Source organism: Pedobacter caeni (assembly GCF_900129215.1).
Taxonomy (GTDB): domain Bacteria; phylum Bacteroidota; class Bacteroidia; order Sphingobacteriales; family Sphingobacteriaceae; genus Pedobacter; species Pedobacter caeni.
The window spans coordinates 840714-852502 of record NZ_FQUQ01000004.1; the positions used below are offsets into that span (position 1 = coordinate 840714).

10 protein-coding genes are annotated in these 11789 nt (G+C 41.3%); 6 read left to right on the forward strand and 4 right to left on the reverse strand.

Annotation, left to right across the window (positions count from 1 at the left end; all coding sequences use genetic code 11):
• The first annotated feature begins 191 nt into the window (after nt 1-191).
• Nucleotides 192-3527 carry a cytochrome c biogenesis protein gene (ccsA, locus tag BUC20_RS23010; protein WP_234994581.1) on the forward strand — a complete coding sequence of 1112 codons (3336 nt, stop codon included), beginning with the start codon at nt 192-194 and terminating at the stop codon, nt 3525-3527.
• Between the two features lie 58 nt (nt 3528-3585).
• Here ccsA and BUC20_RS23015 read toward each other — a convergent pair whose 3' ends face one another.
• The 4 genes from BUC20_RS23015 to BUC20_RS23030 form a co-directional block, all read right to left on the reverse strand.
• Nucleotides 3586-4071: an anthrone oxygenase family protein gene (locus tag BUC20_RS23015; RefSeq protein ID WP_073233495.1), complete on the reverse strand. Its 486-nt coding sequence runs from the start codon at nt 4069-4071 to the stop codon at nt 3586-3588.
• 63 nt (nt 4072-4134) lie between these two features.
• On the reverse strand, nt 4135-4428 hold the full coding sequence (locus BUC20_RS23020) for a hypothetical protein (protein WP_073233497.1): 294 nt from the start codon (nt 4426-4428) through the stop codon (nt 4135-4137).
• A gap of 134 nt (nt 4429-4562) precedes the next feature.
• Nucleotides 4563-5000, reverse strand: coding sequence for an SRPBCC domain-containing protein (locus tag BUC20_RS23025; protein ID WP_073234050.1), 438 nt, complete (start codon nt 4998-5000; stop codon nt 4563-4565).
• A gap of 155 nt (nt 5001-5155) precedes the next feature.
• Nucleotides 5156-5719, reverse strand: coding sequence for a Crp/Fnr family transcriptional regulator (locus tag BUC20_RS23030; RefSeq protein ID WP_084529190.1), 564 nt, complete (start codon nt 5717-5719; stop codon nt 5156-5158).
• Between the two features lie 317 nt (nt 5720-6036).
• Here BUC20_RS23030 and BUC20_RS23035 point away from each other — a divergent pair, with 317 nt between their 5' ends.
• The 5 genes from BUC20_RS23035 to BUC20_RS23055 all read left to right on the forward strand — a co-directional run bounded on the left by BUC20_RS23035 (nt 6037) and on the right by BUC20_RS23055 (nt 11787).
• The gene (locus tag BUC20_RS23035; RefSeq protein ID WP_143166888.1) at nt 6037-6432 is read left to right on the forward strand and encodes a hypothetical protein; all 396 of its coding nucleotides are present in this window, start codon (nt 6037-6039) and stop codon (nt 6430-6432) included.
• 7 nt (nt 6433-6439) lie between these two features.
• Complete coding sequence (locus BUC20_RS23040; RefSeq protein WP_073233500.1) at nt 6440-7540, forward strand: hypothetical protein; 1101 nt, start codon at nt 6440-6442, stop codon at nt 7538-7540.
• Between the two features lie 35 nt (nt 7541-7575).
• On the forward strand, nt 7576-10047 hold the full coding sequence (locus BUC20_RS23045; protein WP_073233502.1) for a YfhO family protein: 2472 nt from the start codon (nt 7576-7578) through the stop codon (nt 10045-10047).
• Nucleotides 10048-10054: 7 nt separating this feature from the next.
• Complete coding sequence (locus BUC20_RS23050) at nt 10055-10672, forward strand: RNA polymerase sigma factor (RefSeq protein ID WP_073233504.1); 618 nt, start codon at nt 10055-10057, stop codon at nt 10670-10672.
• An 86-nt stretch (nt 10673-10758) separates the two neighbouring features.
• Nucleotides 10759-11787, forward strand: coding sequence for a FecR family protein (locus BUC20_RS23055; RefSeq protein ID WP_073233506.1), 1029 nt, complete (start codon nt 10759-10761; stop codon nt 11785-11787).
• Nucleotides 11788-11789: the final 2 nt, after the last annotated feature.

An 11789-nucleotide genomic window follows, 5' to 3' on the forward strand; every position in this document is an offset into this window, starting at 1 on the left:
AAATCTAAGAAACTATTTCGGATTACAAAATGAGTATTCTCACCTCAGTTTCGTCTTATTTTTGCCATAAATTCAGTTCTTCTTATTTTTCTGGCCGATCAAGACCATCTTTGCCGAAGTTTAGAAAAAATGCACCGCTTTGCAAATGATGCCTGTCCGCCAAGCGCTGAAAATGAATAAGAAAAATAAGAATGATTAAAAGTTTAGGAAAAATACTCTTTTCTACCCGTACGATGGGTGCCATGCTCTTGTTATATGCTTTTTCCATGGCCATGGCCACATTTGTGGAAAACGATTATGGAACGGCCGTAGCCAAAGCATTGATTTATAACTGCTGGTGGTTTGAACTGGTGATGGTGATCCTGGTGCTGAACTTCATTGGCAATATAGGAAGGTATCAACTTACTCAACGCAAAAAATGGCCGTTATTGGTATTTCACCTTGCCTTTATTGTCATTTTTATTGGCGGATACATCACCCGGTATATCAGCTTTGAAGGCTCGATGCACATTCGTGAAGGTGAAGCCAGCAAAGAAATCATTTCAGATGCGACCTTTTTTAAGGTACAGATTGGAAAAGACGATCAGGCATTGGCCTATGACGATGTTCCGGCGATCTTAATTTCCAACAACATCCCTACCTATCTGAAACCATTTAAAAAAACTTTTAAAGCCGAATACGACTATAACGGAGAACGGGTAAAAATGAAAGTCATCGACTTTTATGCAAGGGCTCAGGATTCACTGGTTCGTGAAGCTTCCGGCAGGCCTACCCTACACCTGGTGGTGTTGGAAAATGGAAAAAGAGTGAATAAATATGTTCCCTCAGGAAGTGTGCAGCTGATGCAGAACATGTTGGTCAGTTATAATAAACCAACTCCGGGCACCATCAATATTGAAGATGCCAATGGCGGCTTGCAAATCACTTCTCCTTATCCGGGAAATTACATGGTGATGGCCACACAGGAAAAGAAAAACGTAGAAGGAAACACAACTCCACAACCCTTTAATTTAAGAAGTTTATACACCATTGGTGCTTTATCTTTTGTTGTTCCTGAAGGGCCTATCCCCGGACGTATCACTTATTTTGAAGGCGATAAAAAGAACCATGAACATGATCCTGATCTTGTAAAACTGGAAATTACCACTTCAAATGCGAAGGATACCGTATCCTTTTATGGTGGAAAAGGAATGACCAATTTCCAGCATCAAAGTGAAATCGGAGGACTAAGAATCTCTTTGGCTTACGGATCAAAAATATACAATGCTCCATTTGCGCTTAAGCTGGTCGACTTCAAAATGGAAAAATATCCGGGAAGTAACAGCCCTGCAGCTTACTCTTCGGATGTCATGATTCAGGAAGAAGGAGGCGACCGCCCTTATAAAATCTTTATGAACCATGTGTTAGATCACTCCGGATACCGCTTCTTTCAGGCGAGTTTTGATGATGATGAAAAGGGAACTGTGCTTTCTGTAAATCATGATTATTGGGGCACAAACGTTACTTACATTGGTTATACTTTACTTTTCCTTGGCATGTTTGTTACTTTATTCTGGAAGGGAACACATTTCTCTAAATTAAATGAGCAGTTGAAAGGGATTTCTAAATCCAAGACCCTGGTGCTCCTGCTTTTATTTTTACCCTTAGGTGCAGCTTTTAGTCAGAAGACAGATCAGAAGATCGACATGCACGGTACCAACGGAAAAACAAGTATGCCGGCGGCCGGAATGCCACAGGCAGAACATGACCATGTACATACCGAAGGTGATGGCCATAATCATGACCAGCCCGGCCCTGCTGATCCCGCTGCAAAACATGTGCACGATCAGGATTACATGGCAGATGTTCAAAAACTTTTAAACGCTAAAAACGCAAATGCACAGGAATTTGCTGCTTCCATTAAAATTGACAAAGCCCATGCAGATAGTTTCGGATACCTGCTGGTACAAAATATAGATGGACGAATTGAGCCCATCAATACCATGGCATTGGAAATCCTGAGAAAACTACACCGCAAAGATCATTTATACAACCTGACGGCAAACCAGTTCTTTCTTTCAGCTTCCAGTTCGCCATTTATCTGGATGAATGTTCCTTTCATTAAAGTAGGTTCCAAAGGCGGTCCTGAATTGCTGAAAGCAGTGAAGGCGAATGCCGAAGGGTATACCTCCATGATCAACTTATTGACCATTAGTCCTGAAGGTGCGTTACAGTTTGTTCTAAAAGATCAGTACCTGAAATCTTTTGCCAAGAAACCAGCTGAGCAAGGGAGTTATGATAAGGATGTCATCGATCTTAACGATAAATTGCAGGCCATGCAACAACTGATTGACGGTCAGTACCTGCGCATTTTCCCTATCGCTGGCGATACCAATAATACCTGGATTGCCATGCCCCCATCAGACCCCTCGAACAAATCAATCGTATCCAGTGCCCTGGATCCTTATGTGAAAAGCATTAAAACTGCAGAACAATCAGGAAACTGGGATGGCGCAGATATCGCCTTAAATGTCATCAAAGATATCCAGCTTAAATTCGGTAAAGATGTCGTACCATCTCAGTCGAAAATTAACTGGGAAGTGAGCTACAATTCATGGAACATCTTCCTGAACCTTATGATTACTTATGCCTTGTTAGGCACGGTAATTCTGACACTGGCATTTTTTAAACTCTTCAAATCCTCCAAAATGCTGGACAGGCTGGTTACCTTTACCCTGATCCTGATCAGCATTGCAGCGATACTTCAGGCCGTTGGTCTTGGTGCACGCTGGTATATTTCCGGACATGAACCCTGGAGTAATGGTTATGAAGCCGTATTGTTTATCAGCTGGATCGGTGTCTTATCAGGTTTGTTGATGTACAGAAACAGCAATGCATTCATTCCTGCTGCAGGCTGTCTTATCGCCGTTATTCTAATGGGATTCGCCCATGGAGGATCGCAAATGAATCCTCAGATTACCCCATTGGTTCCTGTACTTAAATCTTACTGGCTGATGATCCATGTGGCCATCATCACTTCAAGCTATGGTTTCTTTGGCCTCAGCGCCCTGCTGGGAACAGTGGTATTGGTGTTATATATTATTGACAGTAAAAAGATCAGTGCCAAAGTAAAAGCTTCGGTAACTGAACTCAGCATCGTAAATGAAATGTCCTTAACAGTGGGATTGTTCCTTTTGACTGTGGGAACCTTTTTAGGAGGTATATGGGCAAATGAAAGCTGGGGACGCTACTGGAGCTGGGATCCAAAGGAAACCTGGGCCTTCATTTCGGTCATCATCTATGCTTTTGTACTGCATGTCCGTTTGATTCCTAAGTTAAAGAGCAAATACCTGTTTAACCTGTTGTCATTGCTGAGCTTCTCGACCATCATCATGACCTATTTCGGGGTAAATTATTACCTGACCGGTTTACATTCTTATGCACAGGGTGATCCTGTTCCCATCCCATCGTGGGTATACATTACTGTTGGGGTAGTTTTCCTTTTGGCCTTCGTTTCTTATAAACGATACCAGGTTCGAACCAAATAAATTTAACACGCCTATGCAGCCCCTGCATAGGCGTTGCTTTTACCAGCTGATCTTAGCCTTACCACAAACAGGCCGCAAGGACAAGAACCACCGCTAAAACTGAAGCAATTGTACGAATCCGGTGGAATCTGTTCCAGGGAATTTCAAATTGTTTTCTTTGCATCGCCATTTGTTCAGGAGATGCCAGCGATAGATTAAACCGATCCAGGGACTGATTTAAGGGAACATTTCCAAACATGGTGAGCCCGAATACACCAATCGCATAAACGAAAGTTCCACTGAGCAATAGCCAAAAGCGCTCCATTGAACCTGCTTCATAAGCAAACCAGCTTGATATCGGCAAGAGCAAAAGCGTTCCCATAAAACTGGCAAGGAAGAACATATTCAAAATCTCCCGGTTAATGGATTGCATGGCCGCCAGGTATTTTTCGTCGGATAGTTTTCCCAGGCCGGGATTTACTGCGCAGGAAAAAGCGTAGAAAAGCCCACCGATAAGGGCCGTTAATGTTGCCGTTAACAGGAGGATTAAATCTGATGTAGCCATTTCATTTTATCTTTAATTGAAGTTAACCATCTTCAGCAAGATAAAATAGAATAAAACCGACATTTAGTTTTTGGCTTTTTCGTATTTGTAAGCAAACATTCTACCGCTTGCCTTGTAAATGCTATCCTGTTGTACGTTCTTTTGGCGCTCCGTTAGAAAAACATAATCTGTACTTACATAGACTGCATTATTGCCAATTACCACTTCCGAAGAGCCCACCAATGCAGGCCCGTCCTTTGTAAGAGCTCCTCTGTAGAGTTCTCTTTTCCAATTGTAAACCGTAGTGTCATCACCTTTGTCCTTTTTGCAACCTAGTGCAAAAACGGCCAATAATACCAATAAAAAATTCCGTTTCATGTTGTGTGTGTTTCCCAAAAATATCCAGAGAGAACCAAACAAACAACTTTCAGCCGCTGATTTAACATAACTTAACTTACTTTAACACAACAGGCCTATGTGAAATCCTGATTAGCCTATCACATTTAAAGACATCAGTTCTTTTCTGCCAAAGCTTTCAGCTGTTCATTCATCTCTATAAATCCCCGTTTGGTATTGTTGTCCAGCTGTTTCGCAAAAAGTGAAACCAGGATCCCTTTAAAGTTTTCGCTTTGAATAAAAGTGGTTGTGCCATTTCCATGGTCAATGAGTTCGAATTTATGCTCCCCATCAAAAAGTCCGGAGAACAACAAATGGCCGATCCACCTGAATTCCTTATTGGGCTCAAAAGCAAGAACCGTTGGTTTAAAAGTCATACCATTCGCTTCCGGTGGTGCGATCCTTACCATTAGCCGCTGACCAACAATAGCTGCTCCGCTGATTGATTTTATGAATGGGTTCCAATCCGGATACTGGTCAAATGTGGTCAATATCGACCAGATCTTTTCTGGTCTTGCATGGATTAAAATTTCTGTCTTGATTTCCTTTTTCATCAGAATATAATTGTTTTTCAGCGGGTATGAAGCGATCATAAGCATCTTATTGCTGTTTGTAAGCGGTATGCTTATGATGGTTTCATCTCTCTGATTAAATAATGGTAAAGGTCAGGAGCTAGTCCCCGATTCTACTTGACAAAAATCAAGAACATTTATTTTTTTCTGATCCGGCTGAGTGTTTCCGGTGTCATGCCCAGCATAGACGCGATGTATTGCAAAGGGACTTGATTGAAAAGGCTTTTATTATGCTCAAAAAAAAGTGTGTACCGTTCTTCTGCCGACATCGAAAGATGGCTAAAGATCCGATCCTCCAGTGTGGTGAAGCACCTTGCGATGAATAACTTTTCCAGTTCATGCCATTTGGACATTAAGGTTCCTATCTTTTTATAATCTTCTCTTTTGATGGTAAACAGTTCAGTGTCTGCTAATGCCTGAATCGTCCAGCGGGCGGGTTGTTCAAAAATGAAACCGGAGAGATCGGTTACAAAATATCCTTTCGTAGAGATCCACTGTGTGACCTCCTTATTTTCTGTCGCCAGAAAGACCCTTAAAAGTCCTGTTTGTATAAAACTTAATTTATCAGCAGCTTTACCCGTCAACAGAAAGTAATCACCTTTTTTTATCGTTTCAGGCTTAAAGAAAGAACTGATGATCTCTAATTCTTCAGGTTCTGCGACTCCGAAATAAGAGGTTACATATTGTTCGAGCTCTGTCATAGTTGTCGTCTGCCAGGGGATTAAAACCGGGAGTTACTAAAATACAACATTCTGGCAAGATCCCTTGGAATTCTGACAAGGTCCCTGTGGCAAATGGCCATTTCTATGCAAATGTTGCAAACTTATCCTTATAAGAATGATATATATTTTAAAACAGGTTGGCAAAATTGGAGTTCCCTCTTTTTTTCTTAACTTTTGAGGATATTTATTTATTAAAACAACAAACCATGAAACCCTCAATGCTATTCATATGTGTTTTGGCACTCTTATTCACTAATTGTAAAAAGCGCGATTCGGATAATGATTCTTCCTCGTTAATGAATGTAAGAAAAAACGGAGTACAGTGGTCTGAAAGCAAAGCAACAGGTACGTTTAACACCAGAGATAGTGTAATTTCGATTGTCGGGGTTGAAGATAAGGAAACCTTTACCATACGGTTTAAAAAACCGGTTTCCGGTTCCAGAATTGAAAAGTTCGAGGCTGCTTCCATACTTGCACCTGCCCGCGGATCTGCTGTTATTTCTGACAGGTATCAATTGGACACCACTAAATCGAACAAACTTCAAATACTGGTGATCGAAAACACAAAAAAGCGCATTTTGGGAGACTTTTATCTGCATTTAAAAAGAAAAGAAGAAGCTGGTGGTAAAGCTGCTGAAACCTATATCTACCAGGGTCGGTTTGATGTATATTATGAAGAAATATCTCTCTAGAACTAAAATGAGATTTTTATACTTTCTTACGATCCTTGCCTTGGCTCAGATCCAATCCAAAGCCCAGCTGTATGTTCCCGTTAAAATAGATACCAGTCAGGCGAAGATAAAGAGCCTCTATTTATTCATCAATGATTATATGAAAAAGGATACCATCAGCAATGAAATGTGGCATCCTAAATATAAACACAAAAAGCTTCCGGACAACAACATGGACTGGATCTGGGGCCAGTATACGCCAAAAAAAATTGCCCGTACATTTAATCTCGAGCTCGCCGAATTACAAAAAGTGAATGATACCCTTTCTTATTTCAAAATCTCGGCCAAGAGTAAACCCGACAAGGAAAACTACAGCTATACCAATATCTATAAATACTATATCGTAGAAAAAGAAGGCAAATATTACATGGATAACTGTAAGCCATACGACACTGACAGATTCAGAAAACATGAAACAAAAAACATTCACTTTTATGTTTCCCCTTTTTATACTATCGACAAGAGAAAAATGGAGGATGCTAGCAAAACCCTGGATGCCCTCTATCTCAAATTTAAAAAACCACATTTAAAAAAGCCGATAGACTATTTTATGTGCGCAACCGAGGAAGAGTTGAATAACCTTTCGAACATTGTCATCTGGGATGGCGGACTGGCAGGCTTTACTAATATTCCTGAAGCTTACATTGTTGGCATAAACAAAAATCCAGAATACAAGCATGAATTTATTCATGCCATTCTGGGCCTGGGTGCGAACTGTTTTTTCCTACAGGAAGGAATAGCCAGCTTATATGGAGGAATAGACGCAGGGAAAACCAGTAATGAAGAAGCACTAAAGGAGCTCCGGGCATGTTATCAGGCAGGGAAATGTAATTTTGACAATTTATACCTCAGACAGGTTCAGCAACAATATAGCAGCAGTCTGACCTATACTTTTGCCGCAGTATTTTGCAAATACCTGATTGATAATTATGGCATGGACTATTTTTATGAATTGTATTACGATAAAGAAATCACCAGTGATAATTTCCTGGAAACCCTGATCAAAAAAACAGGAAAAAGTAAAGCAGAAATCAAAAAAGAAATAGAAAAACTAATCGGACTTCCATGATGAAACCATCATAACCGATAAAAAAACATATACTAATGAAAAACTGGCTACAAAAAAATTATCTGCACCTGATCATCATGGCATTCTTTCTTACCATCAGCCTGATTTACCTCAGTCCGGTTTTACAGCATAAGGTCCTTTATCAGGGAGATGTAGTAGAGGCCCAGGCCATGTCAAAAGAAATCATGGAGGTGAAAGCAGAGACTGGTAAAGGTCCATTATGGACAAACTCCATGTTCGGGGGAATGCCTGCTTTCCAGATTTGGGTTCAATACCCATCAAATGTCAGCAGTTATGTCGTTTCCTTTTTTAAAACCGTTTTCCCGAATCCGGTAGATACCGTCTTTTTGTATTTAGCCGGTGCTTATCTCCTGTTTTCTGTTTTAGGGCTAAGGCCATGGCTGGCAGCAGGGGCTGCAATCGCCTTTTCGTTCTCTTCCTTTAACTTTATTTTGATACAGGCCGGACACAGCAACCAGGCATTTGCCATTGCATTCTTTGCCCCTATCCTTGCAGGAATCATCCTCACGTTAAGAGGAAAACACCTCTTAGGCGCATCGCTGACGGCCCTTTTCCTGGCTGTAGAAATCCGGGCAAACCATATCCAGATGACCTATTACCTCTTCATCGCCATATTGATTCTGGTGGGTTTCGAACTGTACCATGCCATTCAGTCGAAAACCACTCAAAGTTTTTTCAAGTCCATTTCTTATTTAGCGGCAGCAGCAATCGTAGCGATTGGGGTAAATGCCGGAACCTTGTGGACCACCTACGAATATGGTAAAGAATCCATCCGCGGAAAAGCCAACCTCAGCAAAGCCAATCAACCGGTACAGGATGGCCTTGATAAAGAATATGCTTATTACTGGAGCCAGGGCGTAGGTGAAATGATCACCTTTTTAATTCCTGATGCTTATGGAGGTTCTACCTCCACACAGATTCCTGTTAAAGGTTCTGAAGTGGTGAAAACATTGGTAGAAAACGGACAACCACAGGATCGGGCAGAAGATTTTGTAAAACAAATGCCGAGCTACTGGGGGGAGAAATCGACAACATCCGGACCATGGTATATTGGTGCCATTGTCTGTTTTCTTGCTGTCTTTGGATTGTTTATGATTGACGATAAAATAAAATGGTGGGTACTTTCTGCGTCATTCCTCTTTATGTTTTTATCATTCGGAAAACACTTCCCACTCATTTCAGACCTCTTCTTTGACTATTTCCCCTTATACAATAAGTTCCGGTCAGTAGAATTCACCTTGATTATTCCTTGCCTGCTCCTTCCGATCCTGGGATTTCTGGCCTTGAAGAAAGCCACAGATGGAGCCGAAGATGTACAGAAAACACAGAAGAAACTATTGAACTCGCTATATATTACAGGAGGCTTTTTAGTGTTGTTCCTGGCCCTTCCTACTTTATTCTATAGTTTTACCGCCTCTTCCCATCCTCAGCTGATCCAGAAGCTGAATGAGGTTACCGGAAATGCCACTTTTGCAGAGCAAATTGGAAACGCACTTGTCAAAGACCGTATTTCGGTGGCCCGGGCAGATGCTTTCCGTTCTCTTGCTTTCGTGTTGATTGCTGCAGGGTTAATCTGGCTGATCCTCAAAAAGAAAATCGGCCAGACCATCGGTTTTATGGTGCTCAGTCTGGTGATCCTGATTGATGTCTGGGGGATTGATAAACGATACCTGAACGACAACAGTTTTGTCGATGCAGAACTGATCGCTACGCAGTTTAGCCCGAGAGCTGCAGACAAACTGATCAAAGCCGATAAAAGTTTAGATTACCGGGTGCTTGACCTTTCCCGGGATAATCCATTGGGTGATGCAAGCCCTTCCATTTTTCATAAATCTATAGGAGGTCGTCATTCTGCCCGACTTCAGCGCTACCAGGAAATGCTGGACAGACAGTTCAATAAGACCATTAACGAGCCCATCCTGGATATGCTCAACACCAAATACCTGATCGTCCCTGACACTGCCCAGGGCATCTCGGAAAAAGTTGTTCAGAGGCCAACTGCCAATGGAAATGCCTGGTTTGTTCCCCAGATAAATTTCGTTAGAAATGCGGAAGAGGAAATGAATGCAATTACCAGCTTCGACCCTAAAAAGGATGCTTTTATTCATCAGGATTTCCAGTCCCGGGTGAATCAGCAAAAGCCTGGTTTTGACCCTCAATCGGAAATTAAACTGATCAGCTACCACCCGGACAATTTGGTGTACCGTTATCAAACTGACAAGGCAGCGATGGCTGTATTTGCAGAAATATGGTATAGTAAAGGTTGGAAAGCTTATGTGGATCAGCAGGAAATACCCTACTTTAGGGCGAACTATATTTTAAGGGCAGCTGTTTTGCCTGCAGGAAAACATGAGCTCGTCTTTAAATTCGAACCAAACTCTTACTATTGGGGAGAACGTATTTCGCTTATTGCCTCCATCCTGCTAATCGGTTCCTTAATTGCGGCACTCGTTTTAAGTATCAAAAAAACAACACCAACAGCCTAAAAAATCTATGACCCCAATACGATCTAATACTGAAACGATACCGCTACACTGGTCATTATTAAAACAAGGAGAGGCATCTGCTTTGGAATCACTATACAGACTATATGCTAATGCTTTGTATAATTATGGATCCAAATTCTCTGCAGATCAGGATTTAATTAAAGAATGTATTCAGGAAGTATTCGTTGCAATATGGACGAGAAGAGCTCAGCTTGGAGATCCTCAAAACGTAAAAAACTACCTCTTTAAGGCTTTCCGCCTTTCCGTTTTTAAAAAAGCTAATCTTTTGCAGAAGCAGGTCAGTTATGAAGAAACTGAACATTACCCATTCCAGGCCAGTTTAAACATAGAAGAAGAAATGATCACGGCTGAAAATAATGCCGCATTAAAAGAGCGCCTGGAAATCACCCTGAATAAATTGAGTGCCAGACAGCGTGAAGCGATCTTTCTTAAATTCTATGAGGCACAGAGCTATGAAGAAATTGCAGAAATCATGAATATCACCGTAAAAGGAGCTTACAAAGTAATGGGCAGGGCAATAGATGCCTTACGCGATTTGCTGAGCAAAGAAGATTTCTTCCTGATTTTAATGCTTTTTTCTATAAAAACAGATCATTTTTCCTAGCTCCTGAAAAATAATTAAAAAATAAATGAGCAGCGATGGGGTAAAAAATGAATTTGCCGGATAATAGGAATTGAAAAAGAACAATTATGAAAAAACATGATACTGATTTCAATTCCTACAGCCTTCTCGATTTTTTGGACGATCCGGATTTTATGGCATGGGTATTAACGCCAACATTAGAGACAGACCTCCATTGGGAAACTGTCCTGAACAATTATCCAGCCTCAGCTGAAAACATTTCCGCAGCTAAAAAACTGATCCTTTCCTTAAGCTTTTCTGTCGATGAAATGGATGCGAAAGAGTTGGAGGAGGTATGGGAGAACATTACAGAAGAAACCAGAGTAAATAAACCCAAAACAAGGATTTTACCTTTATGGCTCAAGGCAGCTTCGGCCGCTGTGCTTGCCGGAATATTATTAACTGCAGGGCTTTATTTTTATACCCACAGACAAATTGAGGTGAGTACCCAATATGGACAGGTAAAAACCATACAGTTGCCAGATGGTTCTGAGGTTACTTTGAATGCCAATAGTACGCTGCAATACGCCGGAAACTGGGATAAGAAAGAGATCAGGGAAGTATGGATCAAAGGGGAAGCACAATTTAATGTAAATCACCTGCACCTAAGGGGTCCGGTTAAAACCGGCGACCGCTTCGTTGTGCATTCTCAGAAAGTCAACATCGAAGTATTGGGCACCAGTTTTAACGTAAATAACCGAAGGGGATTAGAGCAGGTATCCTTGCTGAGCGGAAAAATCAGCCTGACTGGTACTTCCGGGAACAAACCAGTCATCATCATGAAACCCGGAGAGATCGTACAATACATGAACAATGAAATCACGCTGTTCAAAGCCGCAGATCAAGTCTCCGAGTACATTTCATGGAGTAAAGGCAAGCTTTTTTTCCAAAATACAACACTCAGCAAAGTATTTCAATACCTGGAAGATGTCCATGGTTATCAGGTGATCCTTAAAGATCCTGAGATAGGGAATAAAAAGATAAGTGGTGCTTTCGACAGCAATAACATAAGAATTATGTTTAGTGCACTCTCGATGGCATTGAATATCAACATTAAGGAAGATACGTCCTTACATCAGTTAACCGTAAGCTATTAATC

Excerpts from the sequence above, each read along its gene's own strand:
- BUC20_RS23015 (WP_073233495.1), bottom strand. The coding sequence starts at position 4,071 with ATGGCTACATCAGATTTAATCCTCCTGTTAACGGCAACATTAACGGCC.
- BUC20_RS23025 (WP_073234050.1), bottom strand. The coding sequence starts at position 5,000 with ATGAAAAAGGAAATCAAGACAGAAATTTTAATCCATGCAAGACCAGAA.
- BUC20_RS23020 (WP_073233497.1), bottom strand. The coding sequence starts at position 4,428 with ATGAAACGGAATTTTTTATTGGTATTATTGGCCGTTTTTGCACTAGGT.
- BUC20_RS23035 (WP_143166888.1), top strand. The coding sequence starts at position 6,037 with ATGAATGTAAGAAAAAACGGAGTACAGTGGTCTGAAAGCAAAGCAACA.
- BUC20_RS23040 (WP_073233500.1), top strand. The coding sequence starts at position 6,440 with ATGAGATTTTTATACTTTCTTACGATCCTTGCCTTGGCTCAGATCCAA.
- BUC20_RS23050 (WP_073233504.1), top strand. The coding sequence starts at position 10,055 with ATGACCCCAATACGATCTAATACTGAAACGATACCGCTACACTGGTCA.
- BUC20_RS23045 (WP_073233502.1), top strand. The coding sequence starts at position 7,576 with ATGAAAAACTGGCTACAAAAAAATTATCTGCACCTGATCATCATGGCA.
- ccsA (WP_234994581.1), top strand. The coding sequence starts at position 192 with ATGATTAAAAGTTTAGGAAAAATACTCTTTTCTACCCGTACGATGGGT.
- BUC20_RS23030 (WP_084529190.1), bottom strand. The coding sequence starts at position 5,719 with ATGACAGAGCTCGAACAATATGTAACCTCTTATTTCGGAGTCGCAGAA.
- BUC20_RS23055 (WP_073233506.1), top strand. The coding sequence starts at position 10,759 with ATGAAAAAACATGATACTGATTTCAATTCCTACAGCCTTCTCGATTTT.